This is a genomic window from Buttiauxella massiliensis (assembly GCF_902500225.1).
GTDB classification, from domain to species: Bacteria; Pseudomonadota; Gammaproteobacteria; order Enterobacterales; family Enterobacteriaceae; genus Buttiauxella; species Buttiauxella massiliensis.
Window position 1 is genome coordinate 96055 of record NZ_LR722662.1, and the last position, 15179, is coordinate 111233.

16 protein-coding genes, 2 tRNA genes and 1 rRNA gene are annotated in these 15179 nt (G+C 48.5%); 8 read left to right on the top strand and 11 right to left on the bottom strand.

The genetic code is table 11. The features are described from left to right. The first annotated feature begins 1 nt into the window (after position 1). From hpxX to hpxZ, 3 genes are read left to right on the top strand one after another with little or no spacing between them, the layout of a single operon-like run. Complete coding sequence (gene hpxX, locus GC128_RS18980; protein ID WP_151995598.1) at positions 2-190, top strand: oxalurate catabolism protein HpxX; 189 nt, start codon at positions 2-4, stop codon at positions 188-190. Beyond that, the gene (locus tag GC128_RS18985; protein ID WP_151995599.1) at positions 187-1566 is read left to right on the top strand and encodes an AtzE family amidohydrolase; all 1380 of its coding nucleotides are present in this window, start codon (positions 187-189) and stop codon (positions 1564-1566) included. The genes hpxX and GC128_RS18985 overlap by 4 nt, the downstream gene beginning before the upstream one ends. Positions 1567-1576: 10 nt before the next feature. After that, entirely contained in the window at positions 1577-1960 is a 384-nt protein-coding gene (gene hpxZ / locus GC128_RS18990; RefSeq protein WP_151995600.1) for an oxalurate catabolism protein HpxZ, read from the top strand. Positions 1961-2003: 43 nt separating this feature from the next. Here the strand turns inward: hpxZ and puuE are convergent, their stop codons facing one another. Beyond that, on the bottom strand, positions 2004-2960 hold the full coding sequence (gene puuE, locus GC128_RS18995; protein WP_151995601.1) for an allantoinase PuuE: 957 nt from the start codon (positions 2958-2960) through the stop codon (positions 2004-2006). Between the two features lie 31 nt (positions 2961-2991). After that, positions 2992-3729 carry an allantoin racemase gene (gene hpxA / locus GC128_RS19000; protein WP_151995602.1) on the bottom strand — a complete coding sequence of 246 codons (738 nt, stop codon included), beginning with the start codon at positions 3727-3729 and terminating at the stop codon, positions 2992-2994. Positions 3730-3950: 221 nt separating this feature from the next. Between hpxA and GC128_RS19005 the strand changes: the two genes are divergently transcribed. Further along, entirely contained in the window at positions 3951-5444 is a 1494-nt protein-coding gene (locus GC128_RS19005) for an NCS1 family nucleobase:cation symporter-1 (protein WP_151995603.1), read from the top strand. A 44-nt stretch (positions 5445-5488) separates the two neighbouring features. On the opposite strand, the gene GC128_RS19010 is transcribed toward GC128_RS19005, so the two are convergent. Together GC128_RS19010 and dnaQ are read right to left on the bottom strand one after the other, a co-directional pair. Further along, positions 5489-5565, bottom strand: a tRNA-Asp gene (locus GC128_RS19010). Positions 5566-5699: 134 nt separating this feature from the next. Beyond that, complete coding sequence (gene dnaQ, locus GC128_RS19015) at positions 5700-6431, bottom strand: DNA polymerase III subunit epsilon (RefSeq protein ID WP_151995604.1); 732 nt, start codon at positions 6429-6431, stop codon at positions 5700-5702. Between dnaQ and rnhA the strand changes: the two genes are divergently transcribed. After that, positions 6385-6960 (top strand): ribonuclease HI, encoded by a 576-nt coding sequence (gene rnhA / locus GC128_RS19020; protein ID WP_193216283.1) that lies wholly within the window; start codon positions 6385-6387, stop codon positions 6958-6960. The two genes, dnaQ and rnhA, sit on opposite strands and share 47 nt — an antisense overlap. Here rnhA and GC128_RS19025 read toward each other — a convergent pair. Next, positions 6908-7675 carry a methyltransferase domain-containing protein gene (locus tag GC128_RS19025; RefSeq protein ID WP_151995606.1) on the bottom strand — a complete coding sequence of 256 codons (768 nt, stop codon included), beginning with the start codon at positions 7673-7675 and terminating at the stop codon, positions 6908-6910. The genes rnhA and GC128_RS19025 overlap by 53 nt on opposite strands. A gap of 36 nt (positions 7676-7711) precedes the next feature. Between GC128_RS19025 and gloB the strand changes: the two genes are divergently transcribed. Both gloB and mltD read left to right on the top strand, forming a co-directional pair. Next, the gene (gloB, locus tag GC128_RS19030) at positions 7712-8467 is read left to right on the top strand and encodes a hydroxyacylglutathione hydrolase (RefSeq protein WP_151995607.1); all 756 of its coding nucleotides are present in this window, start codon (positions 7712-7714) and stop codon (positions 8465-8467) included. Between the two features lie 71 nt (positions 8468-8538). After that, on the top strand, positions 8539-9897 hold the full coding sequence (gene mltD, locus GC128_RS19035; RefSeq protein ID WP_151995608.1) for a murein transglycosylase D: 1359 nt from the start codon (positions 8539-8541) through the stop codon (positions 9895-9897). A gap of 59 nt (positions 9898-9956) precedes the next feature. Here mltD and GC128_RS19040 read toward each other — a convergent pair whose 3' ends face one another. From GC128_RS19040 to GC128_RS19050, 3 genes are all read right to left on the bottom strand, one after another. Beyond that, entirely contained in the window at positions 9957-10724 is a 768-nt protein-coding gene (locus GC128_RS19040) for a class I SAM-dependent methyltransferase (RefSeq protein WP_151995609.1), read from the bottom strand. A gap of 70 nt (positions 10725-10794) precedes the next feature. Then, entirely contained in the window at positions 10795-11598 is an 804-nt protein-coding gene (locus GC128_RS19045) for an endonuclease/exonuclease/phosphatase family protein (protein WP_151995616.1), read from the bottom strand. A gap of 150 nt (positions 11599-11748) precedes the next feature. Next, complete coding sequence (locus tag GC128_RS19050; RefSeq protein ID WP_151995610.1) at positions 11749-12924, bottom strand: MFS transporter; 1176 nt, start codon at positions 12922-12924, stop codon at positions 11749-11751. A gap of 104 nt (positions 12925-13028) precedes the next feature. On the opposite strand from GC128_RS19050, the gene yafC reads away from it, so the two are divergent. After that, a complete protein-coding gene (gene yafC, locus GC128_RS19055) occupies positions 13029-13931 on the top strand; it encodes a DNA-binding transcriptional regulator YafC (protein WP_151995611.1) in 903 nt (300 codons plus the stop codon). Between the two features lie 7 nt (positions 13932-13938). Here the strand turns inward: yafC and dkgB are convergent, their stop codons facing one another. From dkgB to rrf, 3 genes are all read right to left on the bottom strand, one after another. Next, positions 13939-14742, bottom strand: coding sequence for a 2,5-didehydrogluconate reductase DkgB (gene dkgB, locus GC128_RS19060; RefSeq protein WP_151995612.1), 804 nt, complete (start codon positions 14740-14742; stop codon positions 13939-13941). 176 nt (positions 14743-14918) lie between these two features. Then, positions 14919-14995, bottom strand: a tRNA-Asp gene (locus GC128_RS19065). A gap of 63 nt (positions 14996-15058) precedes the next feature. Further along, positions 15059-15174 (bottom strand): 5S ribosomal RNA (rrf, locus tag GC128_RS19070). Positions 15175-15179 lie beyond the last annotated feature (5 nt).

Genomic DNA, 15179 nt, shown 5'->3' on the forward strand with positions numbered 1-15179 from the left:
AATGCTATTAAATTCTATCGACTGGCCCGCGTACATCAAAGTCATGGAGCAACTGCTTGACGTTCCTCTTGATGAGCCACGCCGCCAGGAACTTGAAGTGCAATTGACTCGCATGGAGAAACTGGCAGAACCGCTAATGGATTTTCCATTGCCTGAACGCCAGGAAGTCGCGGGGATTTATAAGCTATGAATGCACTCTCCATTCGCGATATTCAGCAAGGATTAGCTATTGGCGAGTTTTCCGCACAGGAACTGGCGCAGCTTACGCTTGCGAAAATCGAGCAAGCCAATTCTGAAATTAACGCGTTTACGGAAATCACCGCCTCGCGTTTATTGCAAGAAGCCGCCGCCATTGACCAACTCCGTGTGCGCGGGGAAACGCTGCCGCCATTGGCTGGCGTGCCTTATGCGGTAAAAAATCTCTTTGATATTAAAGGGGTCACCACGCTTGCAGGTGCCGAGATTTTTAGTACCCAGCCACCAGCACTTGACGATGCGTTTGCCATCAATCAATTGAGTGCCGCCGGAGCAATGCTCACAGGCGCGCTGAATATGGATGCCTACGCATACGGTTTCACCACCGAAAACAGCCACTACGGAGCTACCCGAAACCCGCTTGATTTAGCCAGAATTGCCGGCGGTTCATCCGGAGGTTCAGCAGCAGCCGTTGCCGCTGGGATGGTGAACTTTAGCCTGGGCACTGATACTAACGGTTCGATTCGGGTTCCGGCTTCGCTGTGCGGCGTGTTTGGTCTGAAACCTACTTTCGGCCGCCTTTCGCGTAGCGGCAGCCAGCCGTTTGTTGCCAGTCTCGACCATATCGGCCCATTGGCACGTAACGTGGATGACTTAGCCCGTGTATATGACGCGCTTCAGGGAAGCGACGCAACAGACCATTTCCAGTCATCCCGCAATATCGAGCCCGTGGCCGATAAACTGGAAAAAACCGCTGGCTTGCGTAGCGCCGTATTAGGAGGCTTCTTTGAAACCTGGTGCGATAATGATGCAAAAGCGGCGGTGGCAAGAGTGGCTAAAATACTTGGGACCGACGAATGCATTATGTTGCCTGAAGCTGAATTAGCTCGCTCGGCAGCATTTTTGCTCTCTGCCGCTGAAGGTGGAAACCATTACTTACCGGCACTACGTGAACAGGCAGAACGTTTTGAGCTTAACTCCCGTGAACGCCTCCTGGCTGGAGCGATGACACCATCAGCCTGGTACACTCAAGCGCAACGCTTCCGATCATGGTTCCGGGATAAAACGTTAACGCTCTTCGAAAAGTATGATCTGCTTATCGCACCAGCAACACCCTGTAGTGCCACACTAATTGGACAGCAAACCATGCAAATTAACGGAACGGATCTTCCCGTGAAAGCCAGCATGGGTATGTTGACACAACCTATTTCATTCCTTGGTTTACCAGTCGTCACGGTGCCATTGATGAGTGCAAGTGGGCATCCCATCGGTGTGCAGCTCATTGCACCACCATGGCGGGAAGATATCTGCCTGAGAGCTGCCCATCAGCTTGAAATACAGGGTATGCTGGCAGGGAAAACCACCAGGTAAGGTAAATACTATGATGCGTGACAATATTGATCGCCCGGCAATCGTGAATGAGGTGAGTGCCGCTTTTTACCGCTACGAACAGGCGTTGATCAGCAACGATGTTGCGGTCTTAGATGAGTTGTTTTGGGCCGATCCCCGTACCGTTCGCTTTGGTGCGAGTGAAAATCTTTATGGTATCGATGAGATAAGAGCTTTCAGAAATGCTCGCTCATCTCAAGGGCTAGACCGGCTTTTGCAAAATACCACCATCACCACCTATGGCGATGATATGGCTGTTGCCAGCACTGAATTCACCCGCGAGGGAAGCGACAAAATTGGCCGCCAGATGCAAACATGGGTCAAATTTCCTTATGGCTGGCGAATTGTTGCCGCACATGTCAGCGTGATGGGTTAAAGACCGTGGGCGGGAAACGAAATGTCACCCGCCGCCACATCATTTATTCACAATATGGATGCGTCTTCACCCAATGCTCGGCAATATCCTGACGACGGCAAATCCACACATCATCATGCTGTTGCACATAATCAAGAAAACGCTGCAACGCTCTGAAACGACCCGGCCGCCCCAGTAAACGGCAGTGCATACCGATAGACATCATTTTCGGTGCAGTTTCCCCTTCTTCGTACAACACATCAAAGCTGTCTTTCAGATAGGTATAAAACTGTTCGGCGGTGTTAAAACCCTGCGCGGTTGCAAAACGCATATCGTTGGCATCAAGCGTGTAAGGCACCACCAAATGCGGTTTTGTCGAACCATCGCTACAGCTAACTTTGCTCCAGAATGGCAAATCGTCGCCGTAATAATCGCTGTCGTAAAGGAAGCTGCCATTTTCCACCACCAGCCGACGCGTATTCGGACTATCGCGGCCGGTATACCAACCGAGCGGTTTGCTGCCGAACAAATCTTCGAGGATTTCGATGGCCTGGTGCATATGCTGGCGCTCAGTTGCCTCATCCAGATTTTGATAGTGGATCCAGCGCCAGCCGTGACTTACCACGTCGTAATCAGCTGCTTTTATTGCTTCAACAATTTCAGGGTTACGCGCCAGTGCCATTGCTACGCCAAATACCGTCATGGTCAGGCCACGTTTTTGGAACTCGTTATGGATGCGCCAGAACCCGGCTCGCGAACCGTATTCATAGAGAGAATCCATCGACATATGGCGGTCAGGGAAACTGGCCGCACCGATGATATCGGAAAGAAATTGTTCCGAGCCGCTGTCACCATGCAGAACGTGGTTTTCCCCCCCCTCTTCAAAATTGAGAACGAACTGCACAGCTACGCGTGCGTTATTTGGCCATTGCGCATGTGGCGGCTTACCCGCATAACCTTTCATGTCACGCGGGTAGTTTTCAGTGAAGTGATAGTTTTTAGTTTTCGGTACTTCATTCATGGTTCGGTTCCTTATGAGCCGAGCCAGAATTTCAACTCAGCATGTCAAAACAGCCTGATAACGGCTTTTTATTCGGATACGCGAGGTCACCATGTTTGCTGGTTCCAAGCCCAAGAGCGATGAGGGACTCGACCATTTTCACAGCTGCTGTTACGCCATCAATTACGGGAATACCCAACTCAGCAGTCAGTTCCCGTGCAAGATTAGCCATTCCGCCACAACCGAGCACAATCGCTCCGCTGTTATCTTCTTTCATGGCTTGTATACAACGCTCGCGCACCTTCATCTGAGCAAGACCCGTGCCATCTTCCAGAGCAAGTACCGGTAAATCGATCGCATGCAGCGCTGCGCAGTGGTGCTCGAAGCCATACTGGCGTAATAAATGACGCGCAATAATCACAGTGCGCGGCAAAGTGGTGACGATAGAAAAACGTGTCGCAACCATAGTTGCAACATGCATCGCAGCTTCGGCGATGCCGATAACCGGGCCACTGGCGAGTTCACGTGCGGCCAGTAAACCAGGATCGCCAAAGCAGGCGATGACGTGACCACTGACCCCCTGCTCTTTGCCAAATTTGATTTGCTCAAGCACACCAATAGCCGCTATCGCTTCATCAAAATGTCCTTCTATTGACTCCACGCCCTGTGATGGGCAAACCGCGATGATTTCGCTGGAAGGTGCAGCGACACTGCGCGCCGCTTGCGCGATGGTGTGCGTCATTGCCACGTTAGTATTCGGGTTAATCACCTGAATCAAATGTTTCGTCATGTTGAGTCCTCTGTATTTTTGCCACCGGTTTAGCACCAGATCCGGGCAACGAAATGTTCAAATGCACCATAGTAAAGCGCAATAAGTAATCACACGGCCTTATTAATGCACCAAAAAGCCTGAATAATCCATTTGTTCCACAAAACATGAAACCTGGCCCGGTTAATGCAACTAAAGTTGCAGACATTCCGTCAGCATCTGTTTTTAAAGGAGCAGATTTCATGCCAAACAATGAAAATACGTCATCAGCTTTGACCGAGAGCGCCAATGCCGGCTACAGCCCGCGCCTGTGTAATGATGATCTGGCGCCAACGCGCAACCAGACATGGTCCTGGTACAATATTTTTTCTTTCTGGATGTCCGATGTTCACAGCATGGGTGGCTATGTGGTGGCTGCCAGCTTCTTCACACTAGGGCTGGCAAGCTGGCAGGTTTTGCTTTGCTTGCTGGTAGGGATTTGCATCGTACAGCTGTGCGCGAACCTGGTAGCAAAACCTAGCCAAATGGCGGGCGTACCCTACGCAGTAATTTGCCGCCAGGCATTTGGCGTGTTCGGTGCCAATATTCCGGCAGTGATACGCGGGTTAATCGCGTTCGCCTGGTACGGTATCCAGACTTATCTGGCCGCAAATGCATTGATGCTCGTTATGCTGAAATTCTGGCCCTCGCTTGCGCCAATGACCACCGGGCATTTCCTGGGGCTGTCGCATCTCGGCTGGGTTTGCTTCGGCATTATGTGGGTGCTTCAGGCGATGGTGTTCTGGCACGGCATGAACGCTATCAAACGATTTATTGATATTGCAGGGCCTGCGGTATACATCGTGATGATGGCGTTGGCGGGCTGGATTTTGTATCAAACTGGATTTGACGGAATTTCATTTACGCTTGCCAGCAAACAACTTAGCTCTGGTGAGCAGACGTGGCAGATGCTGACCGCAACAGCACTGGTCGTTTCATACTTCTCAGGCCCATTGCTAAACTTCGGTGACTTTTCGCGTTACGGCAAGAGTATGAAAGAGATCCGTCGTGGTAACCGCTGGGGGCTGCCGTTTAACTTCCTGCTGTTCTCTATCGTGACCGTGGTGATTGTTTCCGGTACACAATCCCTGTTTGGCAAAATGATCACCGACCCTATCGAAACGGTAAGCCATGTGGGCAATAGCCTCGCGATGGCCATCGGTTTGCTGACCATGATCACCGCCACTATCGGTATTAATATCGTGGCAAACTTTGTATCACCTGCTTTCGACTTCTCGAACTGCTCGCCGCAAAAAATCAGCTTCCGTACCGGTGGGATGATTGCAGCCGTGGGATCTGTACTGCTGACACCGTGGAACTTGTTCCAGTCACCAGAACTTATTCACTACACGCTGGATGTGTTGGGTGCGTTTATTGGGCCACTGTTCGGTATTCTGCTGACTGACTTCTACATCATTAAACGCAGCAAAATCTATATCGACGATCTGTTTGATGACACGCCAAAAGGCCGCTACTGGTACAAAAGTGGTTTCAACCCAAAAGCGATTCTCGCACTGCTGCCATCGGTTGCCATTGGCTTAATCATCAGCTTTATTCCGGCACTGCATGAGGTGGCTAACTTTAGCTGGTTTATCGGCGCATTCCTAAGTGCAGGCTGTTATCGCTGGTTGGCACGTGCAGATAAAGTGAGTGACGTTGCGGGATACAATGGACAGGTTGTAGTTTCGAAGGAATAAAACGACGAAAGCCTGAATCATTTCTGATTCAGGCTTTCTAATTGTGGCGGAACGGACGGGACTCGAACCCGCGACCCCCTGCGTGACAGGCAGGTATTCTAACCGACTGAACTACCGCTCCGCGTTTTGTTCCCCGTCGGGAACGAGGCAGATAATACGTATAGGGCTGATGAGCGTCAACGTTTTTTCTTATTAAACTAATCGTTTGCCGTTAATTTCACCCAAACGGTGATTTTTAATGCATTTGCGCTGCTTTTATAAACGCCACAGGCAACTTCCGCCCTTTTTTTCCACCAGGTCGAGTCGCGATTCATGCGCTTCCAGTTCTGCATCGCTGGCACGAATGACGCGTATACCCGAACTGCGGCGTACAACACGTTGAATTCCGTTATCTCCACTACGCTGTTGCACATCCCCTTCCATCGCAAACTTCAGAGAAGTTTGTCCACCCGTCATCATTAAATAGACGTCGGCCAGAATTTGGGCATCGAGCAATGCGCCGTGCAACGTTCGCTTGCTGTTATCTATTTCATAACGTGAGCAAAGTGCATCGAGGCTATTACGCTTGCCCGGGAACATTTTTCGGGCGAGAGCGAGGCTATCGGTAACTTTGCAGAAGGTATTAGTTTTTGGAATATCGCGTTTGAGTTTGCCGAACTCATAATCCATAAACCCGATATCAAACGATGCGTTATGGATGACGAGCTCTGCGCCGCGAATATAGTCCATAAACGAATCAGCAACCTGGTCGAAGGTTGGTTTGTCTGCCAGAAACTCATCGGCAATTCCATGCACGCCAAAGGCTTCCGGGTCTACCAGACGATCAGGTTTCAGGTATACGTGGAAATTATTACCCGTCAGGCGGCGGTTGATGACTTCAACCGCACCGATTTCAATAATGCGGTGCCCTTCGTAGTGAGCACCGATTTGGTTCATACCGGTGGTTTCTGTATCGAGGACGATCTGTCGTGTAATTGCTGTGCTCATGGCGCTCGTTTATGTCAGACTTGGTTTTTTAATCACAGGAAGTCTACCAGAGATGCGCAAACAGGTAGAAATTTTCACCGATGGCTCTTGCCTCGGCAACCCGGGCCCGGGTGGATATGGTGCTATTTTACGCTACAAACAGCACGAAAAAATTTTTAGCGTCGGCTTTCGCCTGACCACAAACAATCGCATGGAAATGATGGCGGCAATCGTTGCACTTGAGGCGTTGGTCGAGCCTTGTGACGTTGTACTTAGCACCGACAGCCAATATGTTCGTCAGGGTATTACCCAATGGATTCATAACTGGAAAAAACGTGGCTGGAAAACAGCCGATAAAAAACCAGTCAAGAATGTCGATTTATGGAAGCGACTGGATGCTGCCTTAAGCGAGCACAAAATCAGTTGGGAATGGGTGAAAGGCCATGCCGGTCACCCTGAAAACGAACGTTGTGATGAACTCGCCCGTGAAGCAGCTTCTAATCCAACTCTCGAGGACGTGGGTTATCAGCCAGAGACGGCGAAGCCTTAGTTGCTTCACGAAATTGCCGTGTTGCCCCCACAGCTGAGCGGATTTGCGTTTTTGCTTTCCGGCTTTTCATTGGATTGAGCGTAAGAGGCAATGTCCGCTTACGCGCCACAATGACATGCATGCATCCCAACGCAGGAAGATGGGTACTGAGCATTTTCCCGCCTTGTTTACTCCAGGGTAAAACCTGAAAACTGCGTTGGTGCATCACTTCAAAATTCAGCAATGCCAGCCAATCGAACATCCTCATCGGCGTAAACATTCGGCAGTGGTATGGCGCACGTTTGCGGATAAATGGCACGACTTTACCTAAACCTAATAAACTCACCGGGTTGAAACTGCTGATAATTAGCCAGCCATCATCAATTAATACCCGGTCAGCTTCACGCAATAACCCATGAGGATCCTGGCACCACGGCAATGTATGAGCCAACATACATGCATCGACTGATTTACCCGCAAAAGGCAAATACAGCGGATCGGCATTCACCTGGAGTCGTTCGCCTTGTAAGGCAACATTCACCTGGTGTGAAATAGCACAGGCTTCTGTGTTGATTTCGGTGCTTAAGTTACCGATTTTCAGTAAGTGGAAACCAAACATCTTAGCAAACCACGGCTGAAGTTGGGATTCCAGCGCCTCACGGTAGTACTCGCCCCAGGGCAGTTCTCCCCAATGATGCGGTGAAATGAAATTTACAGGTATCCTTGCCGGTTTCATCACTACCTTCTTAGCGCAATACAGAGAGGTTGAATTATGAATCTTAACAGTATTTCTGCGTTCCAGGATAACTACATCTGGGTTCTGAATGATGAGCAAAGCAGATGCATCATCGTCGACCCGGGCGAAGCTCATCCAGTACTAAAAGCCATTGAAGATAACCACTGGCAACCAGAAGCTATTTTACTGACCCACCACCACAACGACCACGTTGGCGGCGTAAAAGAACTTCTTAAAAAGTACCCAGGCCTTGTGGTATACGGGCCCGAGGAGACACAAGATAAGGGAACGAACCGGGTAGTTAAAGACGGCGATCTGGTCAATATTTTGGAGTATGAATTTACTGTAATTGCCACACCGGGTCACACTTTAGGACATATCTGTTTCTATAGCGCACCTTATCTTTTTTGCGGTGACACGATGTTTTCTGGCGGCTGCGGAAGGCTTTTTGAAGGCACGGCTAGAAATATGTATGATTCTTTTCAAAAACTTAACAAATTACCCGCCGATACGTTAATTTGCTGCGCACACGAATACACTCTTTCAAATATGAAGTTTTCCTTATCTATCCTTCCAGACGATGAGAAGTTAAACCGATACTGTCGAAAAGTTAATGAGTTACGTGCAAAAAACCAATCAACCTTACCAAGTTCTCTGGCAAATGAACGTGAAATAAATTTATTCTTAAGAACAGATGATATTGATTTAAAAAGAAAAATAAACAAAGAAACAAACTTGCAACAACCACAGCAAATATTCGCCTGGTTACGGACAAAGAAAGATACCTTCTGAATTTTTTGGTTGTGTTGTTTTAAAGTGGAAGGTATTCTTGCTCGTCTTTTAAGCAACCATTTGACACACACATGAAGGCAAAAGCGATATTACTCGCCTCTGTTTTGCTTGTGGGGTGCCAGGCGTCAAGGCATGACGGCAACATCCAACAGCACGCACAGAGTCTGTCTGCAGCTGGTCAAGGTGAAGCAGGAAAGTACACAGGTTCGCGATGGATGGACGATGGGACATACCTCGCGGATAACCAAAACTTGTGGAACTTCATTGGCGACGAGCTAAAGATGGGGGTACCGGAGAATATCCGGATCCGCGAACAGAAACAGAAGTACCTGAAGAATAAGAGCTATCTCCACGATGTAACATTACGGGCAGAGCCGTATATGTACTGGATTGCCGGGCAAGTTAAGAAACGTAACATGCCAATGGAACTAGTACTGCTACCCATAGTGGAGAGCGCTTTTGACCCCCACGCTACCTCTTCTGCGAATGCCGCTGGCATCTGGCAGATTGTACCGAGTACGGGTCGAAATTATGGTTTAAAACAGACCAAAGCATACGATGCACGTCGTGATGTAGTGGCTTCCACCACTGCCGCACTCGATATGATGCAGCGTCTGAACAAGATGTTTGACGGCGACTGGTTATTAACCGTGGCGGCGTACAACAGCGGCGAAGGTCGTGTACTGAAGGCAATGAAAGCGAATAAAGCTCGTGGTTTACCAACGGATTTTTGGTCGCTTTCACTGCCACGGGAAACCAAAATTTACGTACCAAAAATGTTGGCTTTGAGTGATATTCTCAAAAACAGCAAAAAGTACGGCGTACGCTTACCAACTACTGACGAAAGCCGTGCATTAGCACGCGTAGAAGTCAGCGATCCGGTTGAGCTTACGCAGGTTGCCGAAATGGCAGGTATATCATTAAGCACGCTGAAGACATTCAACGCCGGGGTGAAAACTTCCACCGTTGGCAAGAATCAGCGTTATGTAATGGTGCCTAAAAAGCATGCTGATCAGCTAAAAGCCTCTTTGGCTTCTGGTGAAATTGCAGCAGTGCAGCCTCGGCTAGTCGCTGATAACCGCAGTACTGCAGGTGGCAGCAAATCTTACCGTGTTCGTTCAGGTGATACCTTGTCGAGCATCGCTTCACGCTTAGGCGTGAGTGCAAAAGATTTGCAAAGCTGGAACGGCATACGCGGCGCGCACATTAAAGTCGGCCAAACACTCAGCGTCAAAAATGGCGTACAGAGTTTAGCTAAGAACGATAGCATCACTTATAAGGTGCGTAAGGGTGACTCGTTGTCGAGTATCGCGAAACGTCACGGTGTGAACATCAAGGATGTTCTGCGCTGGAACGACGATACAGACGATCTGAAACCTGGAGATCAGTTGACGCTATTCGTTAGCAACAACTCTACACCTGATACTTGATTGTTAATCAAAGAAAAAGGCACCTTTTTGGGTGCCTTTTTTATTTCTATTTCAAAACATCAAACCTTTTTGGCTTCCACCATAATAATGTCACTGGTGAAAGAGCCATCTCCCTGCAACTCAAAATAGTGCTGCACTTCGTCTGATGCACTCTGTTGGTAGATTCGAATAGCGTCAGCCAGAGCTTCAGGTGTTCTCATTCTGGCAATCCAGGATGTGAACTCCAGATTCAATCGGTCGCATAAGAGGTTTTGCGAGACCAGGCCCGCATCATTAAACAGGCTCAACCACTCGCCACTGGAATAATTCCGAACGTGAGATGTATCGCGCAATGCTTCAACCGTTTGCAGCCAGATATCGAGAACTGGATGGCCTGGAGACATCACATCCATAAAAATAACTACACCACCTGGTTTCAGGACTCGTTTTACTTCACGCAATGCTTTACCAACATCATGCCAGTGATGAGCTGAATAGCGGCTAATCACCACATCAAAAGAGCCATCATCAAACGGCAACACTTCTGCATAACCCTGTCGAGTCGTGATGTTGAAGATGCCACGCGTTTTAGCAGCATCATTGACCACACTCAGCATCTGTTCTGAGAGATCATAAGCAATCACCTCTTTCACCTGAGCGGCCGCAATAAAGCTCGCATGCCCCGCCCCACACCCCATATCGAGCAGACGTGCATCAGGGAAATCAGCCAGACGCGCGCTTAGACGCTCCAGATCGCGGCCAGCAGCGTGCACAGCACTTTTCAGATAGGCACTGGCCTGCGAGCCAAACTGTTGATCGACTTTGTCATGGTGAGATTGTGTTGTCATTGTATTGTCCTTGCAGATGATTGTAAGTAAGGGCAGCACATAGTCTGCCCAATGGCAGACCTGACTTACCTTACTTCAGCTCAGGTTTGCCGGGACGGAATTCGACTAGTAGAGGATTGTGATCGGACGCACGAGTGACCAAAACAGAGGCTTCCGCAACGTTTAAACCACGGTAAAACACGAAATCAAGCGGACGACCGAAAGCACGGCGGCGATGGTCATCGGTGAAGCGTACTTCCCGCAAAGTCATTTCACGAGCGAAGCGGTAAAGCGCATTCATACGTGGACGGCTCCAGGCGTTAAAATCACCCGCCATAATAACCGGCCCATTATGGTGACCAATTTGATCGCCAATCGGCCCAAGCTGTTTGCTGTAGACATCGACACCAAGACTGAAATTGACCGCGTGGATATTTACAACCATCAACAGCCGACCATCAGGCAGTGGATATACGGTCACTAATGCGGATTTGGACAAGCGTAAAATCGGCTCACGTTCACGTAGTGGGCAACAATAAACAGGATGAGCAGCAGAAAGTGTCATAACACCTGAGGGGTGTTGAGGCAGAACAAATGCCGGCACCTGGTCAGCAGCCAGATAATTACTGGTGGCAAACTTTACCAGTTCAGGGGTCGTTTGTGCCTCCTGCAATAAAACAAGGTGAGCATCTTTACCGAAGTTTTGCAGTACAGAAAGCCATTCTGCACGCTGCTGTTTGAAGATATTCCACACCAATACTTTTAGTGAACCTCCACTTGGTAAAGGTTCTCCGGGCGGCAATGCCTGACCGATAGTTGCAAAGGAGCCAGGAGGCAGAATGCGTTCTGCTGGCTGACCGGCAACATATCTCATGGCATAAGTATTTTTGCGCACGTTTTTACTAATGACCTCTGTAACCAAAGAAGCCTCCAAATCGAAGGCTGTCTTTCAGTTATAGGGACTTTGGTGTCGAGTTTCAACGACCAATTCAAACCATTGACGAACAAGACCGTAAGTAATTGCTAACAGCCTTGTTCTGATTGACTAACTGATAGCAACTTCACGACGTGTATCTAGTCGACCACTGATGGTAACTAAGAACAGTGCACCAACAACAATTACGGCCCCAATCCACGGAGTCTGAGCTAAACCAAAACTTTGAACTGTTTGACCACCAATAACAGATCCTAATGCAATCCCGACGTTAAAAGCGGCAATATTCAGTCCAGAGGCAACATCCACAGCATTTGCCGCATATAACTCTGCTTTCTGCACAACATATACCTGCAATCCCGGTACATTACCGAATGCAAAGACGCCCATAATCAACACCGTCACTAAAGCGCCAATATGTGAACTCGCAGTAAATTGGAAGACCAGTAGTAATGCTGCAAGTGCTGCAAAAATGAATTTCAAAGCAGGCACTGCACCATGGCGGTCGGCAAGTTTCCCGCCCCAGATATTACCGATAGCAACAGAGACACCGTAGCCCAGCAAAATCCAGCTCACTGCCGCTGGTGAATAACCTGCAAGGTTTTGCATCATCGGAGCCAGGAAGGTAAATGCAGTAAACACGCCACCATATCCCAGAGCCGTTATCGCATAAATAATCAATAGGCGGGGATGAGTCATCACTTTCAGTTGATCTTTTAAGCTAGCAACCGCACGTGTTGGAATATTTTTTGGGATCAGAATAGTGCTACTGATCAAGGCAATAACACCAATAGCTGAAACGGCGAGGAATGTTTCGCGCCATCCGAAATGCTGGCCGATAAATGTTCCGAGGGGCACACCTGTAACCAATGCAACGGTTAAACCACCAAACATAATGGCAATTGCGGTAGCAGCCTTTTCTTTAGGTACCAGACTGGTTGCAATAGTTGAACCAATTGAGAAGAAAACACCGTGTGCGAGGCCTGTAAGTAGACGAGCAACGACCAGAGTTTCATAATTTGGTGCAAGCCAGGCAAGTAAATTACCTGCCGTGAATAGCGCCATCAAGCCAATCAGTAGCTGTTTACGAGGCAACTTTCCTGTCAGAGCGGTTAGCACAGGAGCGCCAACCGCAACCCCTAATGCATAAATTGAAACCAGCAATCCCGCAGAAGGGAGCGAAATTGAAAGTTGGTCAGCAATAGTTGGTACCAGCCCAACAATCACAAATTCGGTGGTACCGATTGCAAATGCACTGATAGTCAGTGCCCAAAGCGCCAGAGGCATAATTTACTCCATAACGGGTGTCTTTTGATGACACGCATTATGGCAAGATGGTTAAATAACAAAAATATGCAAAATCTCAATAGAATATTGTCTCAGGAGCAATAATGAAGGCCACCTCAGAAGAACTGGCGATTTTTGTCGCTGTCGTAGAAAGCGGGAGTTTTAGTCGCGCAGCGACCCAGCTCGAGATGGCAAATTCGGCAGTCAGTCGCTCGGTAAAGAAATTAGAAATGAAGCTAGGTGTGACTCTGCTAAATCGTACAACGCGCCAACTGAGCCTCACAGAGGAAGGCGAGCGCTACTTCCGTCGTGTTCAACAGATTTTGCAGGAAATGGCTGCTGCAGAAAATGAGCTGATGGAGACCCGACAAAGCCCTCGTGGTTTACTACGCATCGATGCTGCAACGCCTGTCATGCTGCATCTTTTAATGCCGCTGATTAAGCCCTTTCGTGAACGCTATCCAGAGGTGACACTTTCCCTCATCTCATCTGAGACATTTATTAATTTGATTGAGCGAAAAGTCGATGTAGCGATACGAGCGGGCACTTTAACAGACTCAACGTTGCGGGCACGGCCTCTTTTTTCCAGCCGCCGTAAAATTATTGCCTCGCCGGAATATTTAGCGCAGTTCGGTATGCCACAATGTGCTGAGGATCTTCGGGATCATATCTGTCTGGGATTTTCTGAAACAGAGAGCTTGAACAAATGGCCAGTCGCTCAGGCTGATGGGCTGCGTTATGACATCACGCCCGGAATAACATCGAATAGTGGTGAAACACTTAAGCAACTATGCCTGACGGGAAATGGGATTGCGTGTCTCTCTGACTATATGATTAATACAGAAATAGCTGAAGGGAAGTTTGTGGAATTGCTGACAGACAGACTGCTGCCCGTAGAAATGCCATTCAGTGCGGTGTATTACAGCGATCGCGCTGTCAGTAGCCGGATTAGAGCATTTATTGATTTTCTAAGTGAGCATGTACAACAGCCCCCGCAGGGGCTGTAATGAAAAATTAATCCCAGTGTGGAGCCAGACCTTCCGGGCTAACCAGTCGATCGTTACAGTCCAGTTTACTTATATCCATCATATCTTCCTCATCGAGCATGAGAGCCTGCGCTTGTAGATTACTTTGCAGATTCTCACGTTTTGTAGATGAAGGAATCACCGCATAACCCAACTTCATTGCCCATGCCAGGATGACCTGTGCAGGCGCTGCATTGTGCTTCTGCGCAATGCGGCCAATCACTTCATCTTCCAGCGCTTTACCATAAGCCAACGTCATATAAGAGGTGATATGGATGTTATGTTCATGTGCCCAATCAACGACTTTACGGTTGTGCAAATACGGTGAAAGCTCAATTTGGTTGGTCGCTATATTTTCTGCCCCCACCGCATCAATAGCCTGCTGCATCAGGTCGATAGTGAAGTTAGAAACACCAATTTTGCGCGTCAGTCCTTCTTTTTTCGCTTCAAGTAACGCCTGCATAAACTCTGCAACCGGCACTGAATCGTTTGGTGATGGCCAGTGAATTAGAGCCAAATCGACATAATCTGTACGCAATTTGCGCAGACTTTCTTTCAAACTTGTGATTAATTTTTCTTTGTTAAGATTCTCGATCCAGATTTTGGTGGTGATAAAAAGCTCACTGCGTGCAACACCACTTTCTTCAATCGCCTGCCCTACAGCAGCTTCATTGTCATAAATCTGTGCGGTATCGACCGCGCGGTAACCTAATTCAAGCGCTGTTTTTACTGATGCGATAACTACGTCGTCTTTTAAACGGAAAGTACCTAAACCAAATGCAGGAATTGTCATTATTAACCTCGTTGGGGACGTATCTTTGTCTTTCGAGGATTATGAAGGGTTTAACTTTGGTGAAAAAGATGGATAAATGCAGAAGATAATTGCGCAAAAAGCAACAATAGGAAAAACTTCATGAATTTTATGTATAAAAAAAGCCCTGAGTCTAAAAGACTCAGGGCTTAATTAAGTGGCGGAACGGACGGGACTCGAACCCGCGACCCCCTGCGTGACAGGCAGGTATTCTAACCGACTGAACTACCGCTCCACCGAATTTCTTTCTTATTACCACCAGATGTCACATTCTGGCTTTTACTGCTTTGAATTTGGAGCCTGGCAGTTCCCTACTCTCGCATGGGGAGACCCCACACTACCATCGGCGCTACGGCGTTTCACTTCTGAGTTCGGCATGGGGTCAGGTGGGACCACCGCGCTGTTGCCGCCAGGCATAT

Coding starts and splice junctions, on each gene's coding strand:
- hpxX (WP_151995598.1), top strand. CDS start 2: ATGCTATTAAATTCTATCGACTGGCCCGCGTACATCAAAGTCATGGAG.
- hpxZ (WP_151995600.1), top strand. CDS start 1,577: ATGATGCGTGACAATATTGATCGCCCGGCAATCGTGAATGAGGTGAGT.
- hpxA (WP_151995602.1), bottom strand. CDS start 3,729: ATGACGAAACATTTGATTCAGGTGATTAACCCGAATACTAACGTGGCA.
- dnaQ (WP_151995604.1), bottom strand. CDS start 6,431: ATGAGCACAGCAATTACACGACAGATCGTCCTCGATACAGAAACCACC.
- GC128_RS18985 (WP_151995599.1), top strand. CDS start 187: ATGAATGCACTCTCCATTCGCGATATTCAGCAAGGATTAGCTATTGGC.
- GC128_RS19025 (WP_151995606.1), bottom strand. CDS start 7,675: ATGAAACCGGCAAGGATACCTGTAAATTTCATTTCACCGCATCATTGG.
- dkgB (WP_151995612.1), bottom strand. CDS start 14,742: ATGACAATTCCTGCATTTGGTTTAGGTACTTTCCGTTTAAAAGACGAC.
- GC128_RS19050 (WP_151995610.1), bottom strand. CDS start 12,924: ATGCCTCTGGCGCTTTGGGCACTGACTATCAGTGCATTTGCAATCGGT.
- GC128_RS19005 (WP_151995603.1), top strand. CDS start 3,951: ATGCCAAACAATGAAAATACGTCATCAGCTTTGACCGAGAGCGCCAAT.
- yafC (WP_151995611.1), top strand. CDS start 13,029: ATGAAGGCCACCTCAGAAGAACTGGCGATTTTTGTCGCTGTCGTAGAA.
- gloB (WP_151995607.1), top strand. CDS start 7,712: ATGAATCTTAACAGTATTTCTGCGTTCCAGGATAACTACATCTGGGTT.
- mltD (WP_151995608.1), top strand. CDS start 8,539: ATGAAGGCAAAAGCGATATTACTCGCCTCTGTTTTGCTTGTGGGGTGC.
- puuE (WP_151995601.1), bottom strand. CDS start 2,960: ATGAATGAAGTACCGAAAACTAAAAACTATCACTTCACTGAAAACTAC.
- GC128_RS19040 (WP_151995609.1), bottom strand. CDS start 10,724: ATGACAACACAATCTCACCATGACAAAGTCGATCAACAGTTTGGCTCG.